Below are 15,361 nucleotides of genomic sequence, written 5' to 3'. Positions count from 1 at the left end.
GAATGGGGAGTAACGGCTATCCAATACACAATCTTAATAAGCTTAATCGGACCATAGCAGTAAATTACAGCTAAGCAAGGTGGACAAGGATATTATGAAACCGCAGGAACCCAGTTATCCACGAAGATACCGATCTTTTGTAAGTCCTTACGGGGCGAATATTTTGCACTCTCAAAATCCGCATGTAATTGCCTGGTGGTCGGCAGCCTTTCCCGGTTTCGGCCATATTCTGCTTCAGCAGCATATACGGGGAACAATCTTAAGTTTGTTTGAAGTGACACTTAACTTTCAAATTAACCTGAACCTGGCAATGGTCTATTCATTTACTGGTAAATTTGAAATGGCAAAGTCTGTACTGAATATCCAATGGGGACTGGTTTATGTATGTCTGTATCTGTTTACGATATATAATAGCTATCAGGTTGCCTCATTTATGGTACTGACCTCGAAACTTGCGAAGAGAGAGCACTATCAGCTTAGAGTATTTTCAATGAATACCTTAGAGACCTATGTCTTAAATAAACTCAGTCCCTGGACCGCTTTAGTATGGTCGCTTCTTATTCCAGGAGCCGGACAGATCTACACACAAAGATATCTTTTAGGTTTTTTCGCCCTGATTTGGTGGATGATCTATGCCTATCTATCAAATGCCTATACAAGTATACAGCTCCTATTCTTAGGAGATTTTTTAAAAGCAAGTACTGTGTTAAACCCGCAATGGTTTATGTTTATGCCTTCTGTCTACATGGGAGCAGCCTATCACTCCTACATTACGGCGGTCGAAATTAACAAGCTTTTTAAAGATGAACAGAGGTACTATTTATCGCAAACGTATCAAAAAAAACCATTGAAAATGCCATAGTCAGGTGAATCGTATGCATATTGTTTCCACTTTCGAACACAACTTATCATTGGAATATGCTCTTACTGAAATTGAGGAAATCGGGATCTCGACTGATGACATCTGGACGATTCCGCTGGAAAATCAATTTCCACACGCTGATTTGCTGGATACTGTCCATGGTTCTGATGGTATATCAATCATTAGCACAGGCTCTGTTTTTGCGACGGTATTTGCCGTTTTAGGGGCAAGTTATGGTTTTGTCCTTTACTGGGGACCGATTATCTGGGGAATTATTGGTGTGGGTATCGGGTTTTTCCTCGGTTTTGCCATTCAACTGTTCCGCAAAAAAAGAAAGCAGATGACTGCCAGAAAAACGATTGAGAGAAGTACAGAAGTCGTAGTCATCATTGAATGTGAAACGGAAGCTCAGTCTGAAAAGATACACTCTATACTTCAAAGCGCGAAAGCCTTAGGGATCGGCAGGCTGGAGCCTAAGTGAAGATTAATATTCAGGAGCCTGCTCTTACAAGAGGCTTCTTTTTATTAGTCTTTGTTTAAAGTGGTTGATTTAGTCTATAATGGAAGAATAAGAGAACGTGCATTCGTATAACGGGGAGAATGATTACATTATGAAAAAAATCACATTCATACATACTGCTGATTTACACTTGGACAGTCCTTTTAAAGGGCTGAAACACCTGCCGGAAGAACTGTTTCAAAGGGTGAGGAACAGCACTTTTTTATCTTTCGAAAGAATAGTAGATAAGGCTCTCGAATTACGTGTGGATTTCGTTATCATTTCCGGAGACCTTTATGATGAAGAGGACCGGAGTATACGGGCACAAGCAAGATTGAAAAAACAGTTTGAACGGCTTCAGCAGGAAGGGATTGCCGTTTTTGTCATCCATGGAAATCACGATTATCTCGGTAACCAATGGTCTCATCTGAAGATGCCTGAGAATGTTAAGGTTTTCCGGAGCGATGTAGAGGAAGCAGTCTGCCTTACAAAGTCGGGAGCAGAAGTCCGCCTGCATGGCTTCAGCTATGATACCCGCCATGTTCATCAACGGAAAATAGGAGAGTACCCTCCCGCCGCAACCAACGATGATTGTTTTCATATTGGTATTTTGCATGGAAGTTTGGCAGGCGAAGCTTCTGCTCATGAGCCTTATTCCCCTTTTACTTTAACTGAATTGAAGGAAAAAAACTATCATTACTGGGCCTTGGGCCATATCCATGTCAGACAGGCATTGTCAGAGGAGCCGCCTGTTATCTATCCTGGAAACATTCAAGGCCGGCACCGTAAAGAAACTGGCGCCAAGGGCTGTTATGCCGTTACGATAATGGAAGAAGAGACAACAATGGAATTTGTGGAAACTCAGGAAATCGTGTGGGAAACAGCATCCATCTCTCTTGATAACATTTCCGAGTTAAGTGAAGTTTTTGAGGTGTGCAGAACTGTAGTTGAGAATCAGAGAAGAGATAAGGGAGTCTTTCTTGAGATCCAATTCACTGATACAGAGAAATTAAATGAGGATATTCAATATAAAATACAAAACGGAGAACTTCTGGAGGCATTCCAGGATGGGGAAGAACACCAGGGAAAATTTGTATGGACCCATTCGATTAAAATGGTTAATGATAGCCAATTTGAATTGCCTGGAGGACAAGAAACGTTTTTCACAGAATTGATTCACACTGTTCAAAAGTGGGATGAGCAGGACTGGGGCAGGGCTTCATCCGAGTTGTTTCTTCATCCGCAGGCGCATCGTTATATCGACTCGCTGAACAAGGAGGAAAAAGAAGAAATTAAACAAAATGTCCTATTAATGCTTGAAGGGGCGTTCTTAAGCAAAGAAGGATAGCGAATTGGAGGTGGTTCGATTGAAAATCATTGATATACATATTTACGGATTCGGGAAGTTAGAGAATCTATACGTGAAGGATCTTAGAAATTTTTCAGTATTTTACGGAGAAAATGAAGCCGGGAAATCAACTATCATGGCATTCATTCATGGGGTACTATTCGGTTTTCCTACCAAACAGCATTCAGAACAAAGGTATGAACCGAAGACACATGCCAAATATGGCGGCCGACTGACACTTGCTGCGGACAACGGTACTTCTTTCACAATTGAACGGGTGAAGGGAAAAGCATCAGGAGATGTAACGGTTATTTATGCCGACGGTTCTACTGGTGGTGAAGAGGACCTGAAGAGAGAACTAAGGGGCATCGACAAAAACGCTTATCAGGGGATTTACTCTTTCAATATACATGGCCTGCAAGAAATCTCCAAATTGAAAGAGGAAGACATTAACCGCTACCTTTTCAGTTCAGGGACGACAGGTACGGACGCCTTGTTTAAATTAGAGGGACAGTTGCAGAAAGAGCTGGACAGATTATTTAAAAAAACCGGGAAAAAGCCGGATATCAATCAGAAATTAACCGAACTCAGGCAGCTCGAAGCTCAATTGAAAAAAGCCAAAGAAAAAAATGAAACGTATAGTCTCCTTCTTCAAAGTAAAGATAGAACGGAAGACGTACTTGCAGGCCTTCAAAGCGAAATAACCCAAAAAGAAGAAGATTTGAAACAGACAGAGGCTTTACTGAATTCATGGGAGCTTCTAAATGAATATGAGAATATTCAAGAAAAATTGGAAGCGATGAAAGGGATTGGTTCATTTCCAATAGACGGGATTGACCGTCTGGAGAGATGGCAAAGCAACTATGCCCAGCAATCGACTGCCTTGGAGGTTACAAGTTCCCGGTTGGCGGAATTGGCTGAAAAAATGGAAGAAGCAAAACCAAGCCAGGCTTTCATAGAGCGAAACGCTTTACTTACCAAAGTGATGGAGAAACGGGAGCTTTTTGCCAGATGGAAGGATAAGTCAGCTGATCATGCACAATTAAGGCGGCAATTGAAGGCGAAAATGTCCCATCTTATGAGGGAACTGAGTATCGGTGATACCGATGAAATCGAAGGCATCAATCTGGATATTGTGACAAAAGACAGAGTCAAAAGCGTTGAAGAAAACTTGAACAGAATCCAAATGAAAAAGGAATCTTTACTGGAGGCTATCCAGGAAGAAAAGAAGCAGTTCAACTTTTTGGAAAAGCGGTGTGAAGAACTGGAAGAAAAACTATTGGAAGAATCCCAGTACCAGGAATTGCAGAAAAATATCAGGCAAGCCAATGATACCGATACACTGAAAATTCAGTACGATCTTGTACGGAAGCAGTTGAGTGAAAAAAGGGATAGCGGCAGTAAATTCAAAACTAATGGGTCCTTTTTGCTGCTCTCGATCATTTGCGGGGCGGCGGCAGGGTTTCTTGCCTGGTCTTTGACTGATTCCCTTTTACCTTCTGTGTCAGCCTCAATAGTAGTACTTGCTGTTATAACCTTTATTGTGCTGAACGTTAATTCAAAAAAGGACAGCGGTTATTGGGATCAATTGCAGAACCAGGCAGATGCAATTCAAGAAAGAATTCAGCAGCAGGATAACAAAACGGATGAAAGGCAAAAAGCTTTATTAAAAGAGCAAACTGAATTAAGAGAAACGTGGAAACAATGGATTCTAAAGTTGGAAGATAGTGAACATACTATGGTGAAATTGCAAGAAAACGAACAAAACATCAAAAAGCAAGAGCAGAAAGCACTTGAGGAATTTGACAAGCTTGCAAAGGAACTTGCCCTGCCTTCAGACCTCCACTGGAAACTGCTTGGGGAGGCTTTTGAAAAGCTTAAAGAATTAACGAAATTAGTTGAGGAAGAAAAAAATGCAGCAGAGGTTCAGCACTATTGCCGTGAAAAGATTTCTCTGTATGAGAAAGAGATTAATGAGGCAGTCGATGGCCTTCCTGTACACTTTACAACTATTGAAGAAACCTTGTTGAAAATTAAAGCTGCATTTGAGGACAATGAGCGCAAAATGCTTTCCTATGGACAATTAGGAAACCAGAAGGAGGATTTATCCAGGGAACATGATTTAATCAAGGCGCAGCTAAAGAAAAGCGAAACAGAAATCTCCGAATTGCTCGCAGCGGCCTCCTCAGCCCATGAAGAAGAGTTTCGCAAAAAAGCTTCTGCGATCAAGGAAAAGGAAAGTCTGGAACAGCAGGAAGCCATGTTGAAAAGCAGGCTTGGACAAAAGTTGATGACTGCTTATAAAGAAACAAAGGGAAAACAAGTGGATATTGGCCTGGTCAGTAAACAGCTGCAAGAAACCATTGCAGCTTTAAAAAGAAAAACCTATAAAGAAAATGAAAAACTTGCAGAGATTCTCTATGAGCTGTCGGTACTTGAAGAAGGTGACTCATACAGCAGGCTGCTTTACCGTTACCAGGAAGAGAAAGCTGTCCTGAATGAACTTTCACGAGAATGGATGAAATACTCCCTGGCCCGCTCAGCACTTAAGAAAACTATAGAAGAATATAAAAAAGAGAAACTGCCACGAGTCATCGAGACCGCAGAGGAGTATTTGAAAATATTGACAAACGGGGAATATACGAAGCTGATGTCCAGGGAAGATCAGAATTTTATCATCAAAAGAAAAGACGGAGTCATATTCACTCCTGATGAATTGAGTCAAGGGACAAAGGAGCAGGTCTATATTGCCTTAAGGTTTGCCCTGGTTAGAATGCTCAGAGGGGTCTATTCTCTTCCTGTTATCATTGACGATGGATTTGTCAATTTCGATAAAAAAAGAACAGAGGCAGTGATAAAACTTATCGGCCAGCTTAAGGACGAAACGCAGGTGTTGTTCTTTACGTGCCATTCTCATATTCTTCAACATATAGAAAGTGAAAATCTCATACATCTTCAAAACGGACAGCTTAGAGACAACTTGGCTGCCGCTGGCAATATCCCTGGGTAACCGGTTAAGAATAGTAAATCATGCTCCTTTCCGGTACAATACAGTTTAGAATGAGAATTACTGGCATAGAGAGGACTAACTAGTATGGATAGAAAAGAAGGAATCACTAAAAACAAAGGTCCTTTAGCCTTGTTAAGTTTTAATCTGTTTATCATTATGGTTGGAATCGGTCTGGTGATCCCAATCCTTCCATTTTATGTAGAAAAATTCAATGCGAATGCCCAAGTTCTTGGAGCGCTAGTGGCAGTCTTTGCTTTTATGCAGTTTCTGTTTGCCCCCGTCTGGGGACGGCTTTCCGATAGAATTGGGCGGAAACCGCTTATTACGATAGGCCTTATCGGTTTCGCAATAGCGGAGTTTATTTTTGCTTTTGCTTCAGGTCTGTGGATGCTGTTTTTATCCCGTATTCTGGCTGGGATTTTCGGGTCTGCATTGATGCCGACTGCCATGGCATACGTTTCTGACGTTACGGAACCAGAGAAGCGGGGACAAGGAATGGGTATACTTGGAGCTGCCATGGGAATGGGAATTGTCATTGGTCCGGGAATAGGCGGCTGGCTTGCCGAATATGATCTTTCTTATCCCTTCCTGTTTGCAGGGGTAGCGGCGTCCATTGCTGCGGTTGTTTCCATTCTGATATTGCCGGAATCCTACACAAAAGAGATGAGAGAAGAGCAGGAACTTGAAGAAAAAGAGAATCAATTTATTTTAATGAAAAAAGCACTTTCAAGTCCGGTCGGCTTTTTGCTCGTCCTGGTTTTTATTATGAGTTTCGGGCTGGCGAACTTTCAGTCGATTTTCAGCTATTACGCACTTGAAAGGTATGGATATGGGCCTCAGGAAGTGGGCTTCATTATCTTGATCATCGGCTTGATCGGCACTGTGGTACAAGGTGTCGGTGTCGGAAAGATGACACAGTGGTTTGGAGACCAGAAGGTAGTTACCATATCGCTCCTGATCAGCGCATTCGGTTTTGTCATCATGACACTGGCTGTAAACATGGCATGGGTACTAATCACGACTGCTGTTTTCTTTATTGGGAATTCCATGCTGCGCCCATCTTTGAATTCATTGATTTCGAAGCTCGCAGGAAAGAGACAGGGAATGGTGATGGGGCTGAATAACTCGTTCCTGAGCCTGGGTAATGTGGCAGGCCCTCTACTTGCGGGAACATTATTTGAATGGAACATTCACATTCCCTACCTGTTCGGAGCTTTCGTCATGATCGTCGGTTTGATCTCCACGAAGATTTGGATTGCAAGGAAGGGGAAAGCTGAAGCAGTGAGCTGATTTATCCAAAAGACAAGCATGGGATTCCCTGCTTGTCTTTTTTCGTGGGATGGAATTGGAGCGATTGGGATTTTTCAGCAAGCAGAAACAGGGATTGTAGACAGATTATACAAAAAATATCTGTATATTCCAGCAACCTATTTCAAGTCCTTTCCTGCTAATCTGGCATCAGTAATATGATATACTAGCAGAAACGAATAATAGGGAGGAGTTAAGGAATGCAAGGAATTGCTCAATATGATGTCGGCTCATCAGTAGACTTATTCATGCTGATCAAGCAGATGACAAAAGGAACGACGAATACAGGAAAACCGTTTTTGACCCTGATTCTTCAGGATAAAAGCGGAGATATAGAAGCCAAGCTCTGGGATGCCAATGAACAGGATGAAGTGAACTTTCAACCTGAAACAATTGTGAAGGTTTCCGGGGATGTTCAAAGTTACAGAGGGAAGAACCAGCTTAGAATCAGGCAGATCCAGCCAAGTTCCTCAGGTGATGGTTTTGAATTGAGCGACTTTCTCCAGACTGCACCATTAAGCATCGATGAAATGACAAGCAAGATTACCCAATATATCTTTGAAATGAAAAATCCGAACATCCAGCGTATTACGCGCCATCTCCTGAAAAAATACCAAAAGCCTTTTCTTGAATATCCTGCAGCTACAAAGAATCACCATGAATTTGTGTCAGGATTGGCTTATCATGTTGTTTCAATGTTGGATTTATCAAAAGCGATAGCCGCTCTGTATCCAACTCTTGATTCTGACCTGCTTTATGCCGGAGTCATCCTTCATGACCTTGGAAAGGTATTCGAACTGTCAGGCCCTACCTCAACAGCCTATACGGTTGAGGGCAACCTTCTCGGCCATATTTCCATCATGGTCAATGAAATCGGCAAAGCATCGGAAGAGCTTGGGATAAAAGGAGAAGAAGTCATGATCCTTCAGCACCTGGTTCTCTCCCATCATGGTAAAGCAGAATGGGGAAGCCCGAAACCTCCAATGATTAAGGAAGCAGAAATGTTACACTATATCGATAACATTGATGCCAAAATGAATATGCTCGATAAAGTTTTGGAAAAAACGAAACCGGGTGAGTACACAGAAAGAGTATTTGCTCTGGATAACCGTTCTTTCTATAAACCGGCTTTTCATAAGTAACAACCGGAAATGACTTTCAAAATGAAAGTCATTTTTTTTATAGAGCAACATATATTGTAATAGCTGGACAAACATTGGAGGGGATCAAGAAAATGACTTTGCCAATTTGGATGTATTTCATTGTAGCAGGAATTTTTGTCAGTGCTTACATGGCCATGAGGTCGGCAAAAGAAGATCGGGATGTCGAGAATGAATGGATTGAACAAGAGGGAGAAGTTTATATAAAGCGGATGGAAGATGAGAAAGAAAAACGCCGCCAGACATCTGCATAGATAATCAGAATACAAAAGGGGAAGCACTCAATGTGCTTCCCCTTTAAGTGTTACTCTTCAGTTGTTTCCCCTTCAGCAGGCGCTTCTTCTGCTGGAGCCGGAGTTTCCCCTTCAGGCATAGCTGGTGTTTCCGGAGGATTCAAGATTTGTTCGAAGCTTTTTTCAAGGTCTTCATCTTTGATTTCCAGGTTGGCATCTTCAATTACTTGTTTCATTGCCTGCTGGATTTTTTCAGGAGTGACCTTGGACATCTTAAGAGATTTTTCAAGGTCATCTTTCATTTCATCAAACGATGTCTTCTCTTTTTTGTCTGTCACTTCAATAATATGGTAACCGTATTGTGTTTTGATCGGTTCACTTACTTTTCCTTTTTCGAGGTCATCAAGAGCAGCGGAGAATTCAGGAACGAAATTCTGTCGGCCTTCATAGTCGACCCATCCTAAGCTTCCGCCATTTTCAGCAGAACCTGGATCATTTGAATATTCTGTGGCAAGTTCAGCAAAATCGCCGCCGTCAGCAAGTTTTTGTTGAACTTCTTCAGCTGTTTTTTCATCATCTACAAGGATGTGGCGGACTTCAATTTCCGGCTTCCAGTTTTCGTAGTACTCTTTCAATTCATCTTCAGAAATTTCAATGTCTGAAGTAGCAGCTTTTTCTTGAAGCAGCTGCAGCTTCAGATATTCCCTGAAAGATTCTTCATTAAGGTTATATTGAGATAAGAACATCTCGAATTGAGGCCCAAGCTGATCTTTGGCTTCATTCAGTTTCTCATCTACTTCTTCTTCAGTGACTTCATATTTATCGCTAAGAACTTTTGTAAGTACCAATTCCTGCAGAGCTTGTTCCATTTGAGGAGTGAATTTTTCTTTCATTGATGTATATAGTTCTTCCTTCGTTACATCTCCTGCTTTTGTCTCAGCGACTACTTCGCTGTTCCCACCGTTTTCGTCAGCATTATTACAAGCAGAAAGCCCGATAACGCCCACGGCTAAAGACACTGTCAAAATCCATTTCTTCATAGGTATAACATCTCCTAAAGTTTGTATTGTCAGAAAGGTTTGTCTAAAAACTACAAACCATACTATACCATACATTTGATTAGAAAATAAACATTTTAATGGGTGGATTTCTAAAAAATGGGCGTATATAACACCCAAAATGTCACTTCCTACATAAGATATCTTGACTAGAAAAAAGGAGGTAATAAAAATGGGCTACGGTTATAATTCAGGATTTGCGTTGATTGTAGTGCTGTTCATTTTACTAATTATCGTAGGTGCAGCTTACATTTGCTAAGGAAGTTTTTTCAAGAAACATGTTAAACGCCTAAACAAAAATTGATTGTTTGAATAGGATAAAGTAACGCTTCTAAAAGGAGGTGGAAAGTTATGGGTGGCTCATACGGATACGGCGGAGGATTCGCTTTGATCGTAGTATTGTTCATCTTGTTAATCATCGTAGGTGCGGCTTGGCTATAATTGAACCTCGATAAGCATAAGGCAATGTTTTGCCTTATGCTTCATTAAGAAAGGAGGAAGCGTTTAATGTCAGGTGGATACGGATATGCAGGTGGATTTGCGTTAATCGTAGTATTGTTCATCTTATTGATTATCATCGGTGCTGCTTGGGTATAAGAGCCCTTGCGCTATAAAAGCATAAATGCAAAAGGACGGACTGCTCAATCGGGCGGTCTGTTTTAATTTTGGAAGGTAAATGTGCACAGGAAATAGAGGTATACGCACGTAATTACATAAAATGGATATTGGGAGAGGGGACCAGGAAAAAAATGGAGGAAGCCCAAAAGCAGGCTTCCTCCATCTTCCGTGCCAGCGCATGTCGGTCTGATAAGGCGCCTTCCACATTTCATTGTCCAGCTCCAGCGCCTAGGGGCTCGAGTCGCTTCACAAAAAAGAGAGGAATCCCAAGTGCAGGCTTCCTCTCTTTTTTGCTCCAGCGCTTGTCGCCCCTGAGCAAGGCGCTTCCGCTTTTCTTTTAAGCATACAATATTTCTATGTATGATGAGATTAAGAGTATGGTTATGAGTATGTTGATTGTTCGGAATACTTTTGGCTGTCTTTCTTCCGGTATTTCTTTTTGCAGACAAAGTGAGTTTGTCATTTGGTTTATAAAATAAAGGATAAATACTGAAAAAATGATAAAAATGGAGATCATTTTATCCCCTCCCTATATCTCCTATATGCTATACGATACCAAATTATCCTTGAAAATGGTAGAACGAAGTCTTGAAAATAAAGAAGAGGCGCAATAGATGTATTCACAGCGTAAAAGAATTTCTCTGTTTTTCAGCTGTTTGATCTATATACTGCCTCTTTGTAAATTTAAAATTTCATATCCTTCTTCATTTTCTTCAATCATCGCATCCCGTGGAGAGTAGAGCAAGCATTTTGCATATAGGAAGTCAATTGTACAGATTCCTGTATGGTAAGCTGTCAAAATCGTAAAATAATGTGAGTAATGAGGCAGCATGATGCAGCCCGAAACTAACACAGAATTAATAATGACAAAAGGAAATATCAATGCAAGAATGAATCGATATTTCGAAATAGGCTCAGACACTCGAAACGAAACGACAGGAATGAAAAATAAATGAAATTTCACTTTGAATCTAAGTTTATTAACATAGGTCAACACCGGCACAATATGCAGCAGCTTGTGTAATGGATACACCAATAACATACCAGTCAGGAAAATATAAAAGTGAGTATCATACAGATCCTCAGATAAAATGAGATTGACAGGTACATAGATAACGGTAAAAACCATCATCATCACAAGGCATGAAAGCAGTATGACACGGCTGTGGCCAAATTGTTTTTCCAGATTGATTGTTTTCCAGCAATGCATAAAAAAATCGCCTCCATAGACGACAAGTTTTTAATTTAATCCTTCGCTTTCCATACTTTACGATTTTCAAAGCAAAAAATCAATAGAAAAATAAATATTAATTTGTAAAAATATTATTAAACCCTTTTTCTCATTTTATCCAATCCAGGTGAAGGCTTTGTGATCAGGCCGATAGCATGTTCTTAAGGACTTTGCTATTATGAAAGCATCCATTGATTAATGATGCTTTTCTCGGCATGAAATCGGTTAGTGGATGTTTCATTAATATATAAGAAGGTGTAGGAATTGAGTGAATTACTTGAAAGAATTGAAAAACTTGAATACCAGCAGAAACTGCTCATGGAAATGATGCCTGAAAGGGGATATGAATTTTACAGGCTTGTGATGAAGTATGGGCTTTCTGAAAAGGAGGTAAATGGCTTCTATCAATTGTGTGAAGTGCTGAACAAGCAATGCCAAGAACAAAAAGCGGAAGGATTTGTCTTTTTTGCTCCGCTTTTTAAGGAGTTTGTTGGAAATATGGACCCGCGTCTGCCAGCTGAAGAGGTTATTGAGGCGTGCCTTGCTCAACGGCTTTATCCATTTTTGATGGAGCAGTTAAAGCGAAACCTCTAGTTGGATTCATCTTCAGTTGATACCTTTTGGAGCTTTCCGTCTTCTTCAGTGAATTCACTTTCGATATTATGGAAAGATTTTTCGAAGATTTCCATAAAATCATTGCCATAAATATTTTTAACAACTGCCATCATTTCTATCATATCCGGGAAGCGTCCGTACAGCTCCCTTAATGGAGTGACTCCCTGGAAAATGGAATGTTTTTCAGGCTTATAGTTGCTCATTAGCTCGAGTAAAACGCTTTCACCTTTCTCCGTTAATTGAATGTACGTATTGCGTTTGTCATTTTCCCTCTTGGAGAACTGGAGAAGTTCTCTTTCTTCTAACTTCTTTGAAAAATTAAATGCAGTCGATACATGCATGACACCGAACTTGGCGACATCTGATATGGAGGCACCTTTTAAGTGATAAGAAATCCATAATATATGATGTTCATTTATATTAAGATCATAAGGTTTAATCCATTGCTGCCAATCTTTTTCAATCGCCTTCCACAATGCTTTGCTCAGTTGGGCCATTCTCTGGCTGAACAACATTGCTTCCTTCATAGAAAATTCTCTTTCTTCCATTCGATTCACCCGCTTTCCAAATGTTGATTGTTTCCCATGTCTTTTAGAATCCTATTAGTTAAGTTATCTCTCTATCTTTTATTATGCCAATAAAATAAAAATTAATAAAGGTTTAAATTTACAAAATTTTTAGAAATGAAGGATTTTCTTGAAAAAAAACGTGATTTTATCAACTTTTAATAATTGTTTTGGTGATGAAAAGAGGCCCGGCAAGAAAAATGCCGGACCTCTTAATGTTATTGTTTGCTGATTTTTTGTTCCATTTTTTCGGTAAGCTGTTCAATCTGCACGATATCATCTTTAATGTGCTGGATATTAGGTTCCGTGCTTCCCTGCCATGTTTGAATGGAGTGTTGCATATCGTCTTTGATTGTTGAAATGGTATGTTTTCCTTCAGTAGACAGTTTGGAAACCGAATTTTTCACTTCAACTGCATTTATTTTGATTTCAGTCAGGACAGCCTTCCATTCATCTTTATTCTGTTTTATTTGCAGCTTCAGGTCCTTCCCTGATTTTGGCGCAGATAGAAGCGTTGCTAATGCACCAATTGCGCTTCCGGCAAGGATTCCGTAAGTTACTGACTTAAACTTCATATTATCTCCCCCAAAAATGATTCCTGCATTTTCATTTCGACATTTAGTTTATAATTCCTTTTTACCCTTTTTGGCAAAACACTAATCAACTTTTCTCATAACGCTTTTTTTGAGGCATAAACATAAAATAAAGGGTTGTTTTGGGAAAGTCTGTTTTCGTATAGATTGTTGCTTTCAGATATCCCCTGGGTACAAGGCGGCTCTTTGAATAGGGAGAGTAGCTCATTGCTTGCTTACCAGGATATTTCCTGTGAATTATGGCTATATTTTACACACTTCATAGTAAATAGCAACAACGTATAAGAAGGAAAAGAGCCTTGAGAAAAGAAGGGGTGGAGGCTGTGGATGGCATAATATTTGGCTTTTTCGCTTTAAGTGCGATTTTATTCTTTGGAATGATCCACTATTTTATGGCGACACAAAAATCTGGGATGTATCCACCGAAGAATATTTTGCGGAGGAGAGCGGGAGTGCTTGGGACGGGTGGAGTTATTGCCCTGCTTCTGGGGATCCTGTTATGGCTTGCGGTCAAATAGGAGAATAAGGGATAATAGTCAGCACTTTACCACTTTAAAGCGCGAAGAGGGACTGTCCCTTATACCACTTTAAAGCGGTAAAGCGGATGGATACAATAAAAAGGAACCTCCAAGGTTCCTTTTTGCATTTATATTATGATTTTGTTAGCGAGACCGTCTGGGCGAAGCTTGTTCGCTTTAGGATAGACACGACTACTGGGTATACCACAAACATGGCTCCGGCATTTACAAGTGCAGCTGGCAGTACGACTGCAGCAAACAACCCAAGGAAAGCTCCTGGAAGGCCGACTATAAAGTAAGCGGAAGTCAGGAAGAAGATACCTGAAATAATTGTTCCGACAGCAGTCAGTGTTACTGTACCGGCGATAGATCCAGAGTATTTCTTAATTCCCAGCACCATCAGATAAAAAACAAAAGCTGTAAGCGGTTTGTCAATCAGGTTTGGTATAAATCCTCCTGGGAATGCTGTAGTGAGGCCAGAGATAATCCCTGTCGTAATCCCCAAAAGAAGCACATTCTTTTTCTCAGGAAATAATAAAATGCCAAGAAACATCATCGTCAGCATCATGTCAGGCTTCATCCCAAGGAAAATTCCCGGTATGACAGCATGCAGTACAGCACCAATCCCTACAAGCAGTGATAGTGCCACCAAAGTTTTCGTATTCATTTCTCATCTCTCCTCATCTAATCTTTTCTCTGCTTTGCTTCTCCCGCCGTGCACTCATTGCCGGCAGCGAAAAGTTAAAAACAGTATACCACAGGCAGAATTATTTTAACAGACATCCGCTTGAAGATTTTTGAAAATAACAAAAACTCCTCAGACAAGGAGGAGTTTTCGTTCTATTGTGTAATATTAACTGTAAGTTAATTATAGGTGTTTGCTGATTCCGTTGGCAATTTCCTTTAAATCTTCGGGAGTGTATTGGTCAGTATGGGTTTTCCAAACAGCTCCAAAGCCATCGCCCTTGCCATAGCGCGGGATGATATGCAGGTGGAAATGGAAAACAGACTGCCCGGCATCTTCACCATTATTGTTCAGGAGATTCAATCCGATTGGATTATATTCTGCTTTGATAGCATTGGAAATCTTCGGTACAGCAGAGAACACCTTTGAGGCAATCTCGTCAGTAAGTTCGTATACATTTTCTTTATGTACTTTCGGGATCACGAGGGTATGTCCTTTAGTTACCTGGCTGATATCCAGAAATGCGAGAACATGTTCATCTTCATACACTTTGGACGAGGGGATTTCGCCGTCAATGATTTTACAAAAAATACAGTCGCTCATAGTATACCGCCTTTCAATGTTTTTTTGATTTTATCATAAGAAGTGAAATGATGGAAAGTACAAAGAAAAGGGGCCGGCAGAAAGGTAATATCAGCATCACCCTTTGCCAGCCCCATTTGAAGGGGGAATTACATTAAAGGTTTTTTGGAACGTCTAAATTCTCTGCGATAAACACCTCATTTTGCATTTTTTTGCAAGATCAGTGATTATACATGAGTGTTGTTGTCTGACTCTGGTTCAAAGCGACCATCCCCTTATCTTATAGCTTTTTATGCTTTAAGAATTCAATGATAGTCCGTGTTCTTTGATAAACACCTCATTTTTAAAGTTTGTTAAAAATTTTGGTGTGAGTTCAGGCCAAAACTATGCAAGACGACCATCCCCTTATTAATGATGGAAGCAAACGTATAATTCGGATACCGGTCTTTAACAACCACCCCGTTTTAAGTTTTGC

Annotated in this window: 19 protein-coding genes; 12 read left to right on the top strand and 7 right to left on the bottom strand. The window is 40.5% G+C overall.

Annotated features, from left to right (window positions below; all coding sequences use genetic code 11):
- Positions 1–94 precede the first annotated feature (94 nt).
- The 7 genes from M1E09_RS16465 to M1E09_RS16435 all read left to right on the top strand — a co-directional run bounded on the left by M1E09_RS16465 (position 95) and on the right by M1E09_RS16435 (position 8,441).
- A complete protein-coding gene (locus tag M1E09_RS16465; RefSeq protein ID WP_456271923.1) occupies positions 95–862 on the top strand; it encodes a hypothetical protein in 768 nt (255 codons plus the stop codon).
- Between the two features lie 13 nt (positions 863–875).
- Positions 876–1,343 (top strand): hypothetical protein, encoded by a 468-nt coding sequence (locus M1E09_RS16460; RefSeq protein WP_456271922.1) that lies wholly within the window; start codon positions 876–878, stop codon positions 1,341–1,343.
- 130 nt (positions 1,344–1,473) lie between these two features.
- On the top strand, positions 1,474–2,709 hold the full coding sequence (locus tag M1E09_RS16455; protein WP_456271921.1) for a metallophosphoesterase family protein: 1,236 nt from the start codon (positions 1,474–1,476) through the stop codon (positions 2,707–2,709).
- 19 nt (positions 2,710–2,728) lie between these two features.
- Complete coding sequence (locus tag M1E09_RS16450) at positions 2,729–5,719, top strand: AAA family ATPase (protein ID WP_456271920.1); 2,991 nt, start codon at positions 2,729–2,731, stop codon at positions 5,717–5,719.
- Positions 5,720–5,803: 84 nt separating this feature from the next.
- Positions 5,804–7,009, top strand: a complete 1,206-nt coding sequence (locus M1E09_RS16445) for an MFS transporter (RefSeq protein ID WP_456271919.1) — start codon at positions 5,804–5,806, stop codon at positions 7,007–7,009.
- A gap of 218 nt (positions 7,010–7,227) precedes the next feature.
- Entirely contained in the window at positions 7,228–8,169 is a 942-nt protein-coding gene (gene yhaM, locus M1E09_RS16440) for a 3'-5' exoribonuclease YhaM (protein WP_456271918.1), read from the top strand.
- 92 nt (positions 8,170–8,261) lie between these two features.
- On the top strand, positions 8,262–8,441 hold the full coding sequence (locus M1E09_RS16435; RefSeq protein ID WP_456271917.1) for a sporulation YhaL family protein: 180 nt from the start codon (positions 8,262–8,264) through the stop codon (positions 8,439–8,441).
- 50 nt (positions 8,442–8,491) lie between these two features.
- On the opposite strand, the gene M1E09_RS16430 is transcribed toward M1E09_RS16435, so the two are convergent.
- Positions 8,492–9,460 carry a peptidylprolyl isomerase gene (locus tag M1E09_RS16430; protein ID WP_456271916.1) on the bottom strand — a complete coding sequence of 323 codons (969 nt, stop codon included), beginning with the start codon at positions 9,458–9,460 and terminating at the stop codon, positions 8,492–8,494.
- A gap of 190 nt (positions 9,461–9,650) precedes the next feature.
- On the opposite strand from M1E09_RS16430, the gene M1E09_RS16425 reads away from it, so the two are divergent.
- The 3 genes from M1E09_RS16425 (at position 9,651) to M1E09_RS16415 (ending at position 10,075) form a co-directional block, all read left to right on the top strand.
- Complete coding sequence (locus M1E09_RS16425) at positions 9,651–9,737, top strand: YjcZ family sporulation protein (RefSeq protein WP_119548379.1); 87 nt, start codon at positions 9,651–9,653, stop codon at positions 9,735–9,737.
- Between the two features lie 92 nt (positions 9,738–9,829).
- Entirely contained in the window at positions 9,830–9,919 is a 90-nt protein-coding gene (locus M1E09_RS16420) for a YjcZ family sporulation protein (protein ID WP_044022974.1), read from the top strand.
- Between the two features lie 66 nt (positions 9,920–9,985).
- Entirely contained in the window at positions 9,986–10,075 is a 90-nt protein-coding gene (locus M1E09_RS16415) for a YjcZ family sporulation protein (RefSeq protein WP_456271915.1), read from the top strand.
- A gap of 358 nt (positions 10,076–10,433) precedes the next feature.
- Here the strand turns inward: M1E09_RS16415 and M1E09_RS16410 are convergent, their stop codons facing one another.
- Both M1E09_RS16410 and M1E09_RS16405 read right to left on the bottom strand, forming a co-directional pair.
- Complete coding sequence (locus M1E09_RS16410; protein ID WP_113928232.1) at positions 10,434–10,613, bottom strand: hypothetical protein; 180 nt, start codon at positions 10,611–10,613, stop codon at positions 10,434–10,436.
- A gap of 144 nt (positions 10,614–10,757) precedes the next feature.
- Positions 10,758–11,306, bottom strand: coding sequence for a DUF3267 domain-containing protein (locus tag M1E09_RS16405; protein WP_456271914.1), 549 nt, complete (start codon positions 11,304–11,306; stop codon positions 10,758–10,760).
- A gap of 285 nt (positions 11,307–11,591) precedes the next feature.
- Between M1E09_RS16405 and M1E09_RS16400 the strand changes: the two genes are divergently transcribed.
- Positions 11,592–11,921 carry a DUF1878 family protein gene (locus M1E09_RS16400; RefSeq protein ID WP_456271913.1) on the top strand — a complete coding sequence of 110 codons (330 nt, stop codon included), beginning with the start codon at positions 11,592–11,594 and terminating at the stop codon, positions 11,919–11,921.
- On the opposite strand, the gene M1E09_RS16395 is transcribed toward M1E09_RS16400, so the two are convergent.
- Both M1E09_RS16395 and M1E09_RS16390 read right to left on the bottom strand, forming a co-directional pair.
- The gene (locus M1E09_RS16395) at positions 11,918–12,490 is read right to left on the bottom strand and encodes an HTH-type transcriptional regulator Hpr (protein ID WP_456271912.1); all 573 of its coding nucleotides are present in this window, start codon (positions 12,488–12,490) and stop codon (positions 11,918–11,920) included. The two genes, M1E09_RS16400 and M1E09_RS16395, sit on opposite strands and share 4 nt — an antisense overlap.
- A 236-nt stretch (positions 12,491–12,726) precedes the next feature.
- A complete protein-coding gene (locus M1E09_RS16390; protein ID WP_456271911.1) occupies positions 12,727–13,083 on the bottom strand; it encodes a YtxH domain-containing protein in 357 nt (118 codons plus the stop codon).
- 341 nt (positions 13,084–13,424) lie between these two features.
- On the opposite strand from M1E09_RS16390, the gene M1E09_RS16385 reads away from it, so the two are divergent.
- On the top strand, positions 13,425–13,619 hold the full coding sequence (locus M1E09_RS16385) for a hypothetical protein (protein WP_456271910.1): 195 nt from the start codon (positions 13,425–13,427) through the stop codon (positions 13,617–13,619).
- Between the two features lie 133 nt (positions 13,620–13,752).
- Here the strand turns inward: M1E09_RS16385 and M1E09_RS16380 are convergent, their stop codons facing one another.
- Positions 13,753–14,286, bottom strand: coding sequence for a tryptophan transporter (locus M1E09_RS16380; protein WP_456271909.1), 534 nt, complete (start codon positions 14,284–14,286; stop codon positions 13,753–13,755).
- A gap of 201 nt (positions 14,287–14,487) precedes the next feature.
- Positions 14,488–14,907: an HIT family protein gene (locus M1E09_RS16375; protein ID WP_456271908.1), complete on the bottom strand. Its 420-nt coding sequence runs from the start codon at positions 14,905–14,907 to the stop codon at positions 14,488–14,490.
- Positions 14,908–15,361 lie beyond the last annotated feature (454 nt).

The sequence above is a fragment of the Bacillus sp. AK031 genome, from assembly GCF_053903065.1.
This window is presented reverse-complemented; position numbering and strand designations above follow the sequence as displayed.

Excerpts from the sequence above, each read along its gene's own strand:
- M1E09_RS16465 (WP_456271923.1), top strand. The coding sequence starts at position 95 with ATGAAACCGCAGGAACCCAGTTATCCACGAAGATACCGATCTTTTGTA.
- M1E09_RS16460 (WP_456271922.1), top strand. The coding sequence starts at position 876 with ATGCATATTGTTTCCACTTTCGAACACAACTTATCATTGGAATATGCT.
- M1E09_RS16455 (WP_456271921.1), top strand. The coding sequence starts at position 1,474 with ATGAAAAAAATCACATTCATACATACTGCTGATTTACACTTGGACAGT.
- M1E09_RS16445 (WP_456271919.1), top strand. The coding sequence starts at position 5,804 with ATGGATAGAAAAGAAGGAATCACTAAAAACAAAGGTCCTTTAGCCTTG.
- yhaM (WP_456271918.1), top strand. The coding sequence starts at position 7,228 with ATGCAAGGAATTGCTCAATATGATGTCGGCTCATCAGTAGACTTATTC.
- M1E09_RS16435 (WP_456271917.1), top strand. The coding sequence starts at position 8,262 with ATGACTTTGCCAATTTGGATGTATTTCATTGTAGCAGGAATTTTTGTC.
- M1E09_RS16430 (WP_456271916.1), bottom strand. The coding sequence starts at position 9,460 with ATGAAGAAATGGATTTTGACAGTGTCTTTAGCCGTGGGCGTTATCGGG.
- M1E09_RS16425 (WP_119548379.1), top strand. The coding sequence starts at position 9,651 with ATGGGCTACGGTTATAATTCAGGATTTGCGTTGATTGTAGTGCTGTTC.
- M1E09_RS16420 (WP_044022974.1), top strand. The coding sequence starts at position 9,830 with ATGGGTGGCTCATACGGATACGGCGGAGGATTCGCTTTGATCGTAGTA.
- M1E09_RS16415 (WP_456271915.1), top strand. The coding sequence starts at position 9,986 with ATGTCAGGTGGATACGGATATGCAGGTGGATTTGCGTTAATCGTAGTA.
- M1E09_RS16410 (WP_113928232.1), bottom strand. The coding sequence starts at position 10,613 with ATGATCTCCATTTTTATCATTTTTTCAGTATTTATCCTTTATTTTATA.
- M1E09_RS16405 (WP_456271914.1), bottom strand. The coding sequence starts at position 11,306 with ATGCATTGCTGGAAAACAATCAATCTGGAAAAACAATTTGGCCACAGC.
- M1E09_RS16395 (WP_456271912.1), bottom strand. The coding sequence starts at position 12,490 with ATGGAAGAAAGAGAATTTTCTATGAAGGAAGCAATGTTGTTCAGCCAG.
- M1E09_RS16390 (WP_456271911.1), bottom strand. The coding sequence starts at position 13,083 with ATGAAGTTTAAGTCAGTAACTTACGGAATCCTTGCCGGAAGCGCAATT.
- M1E09_RS16380 (WP_456271909.1), bottom strand. The coding sequence starts at position 14,286 with ATGAATACGAAAACTTTGGTGGCACTATCACTGCTTGTAGGGATTGGT.
- M1E09_RS16375 (WP_456271908.1), bottom strand. The coding sequence starts at position 14,907 with ATGAGCGACTGTATTTTTTGTAAAATCATTGACGGCGAAATCCCCTCG.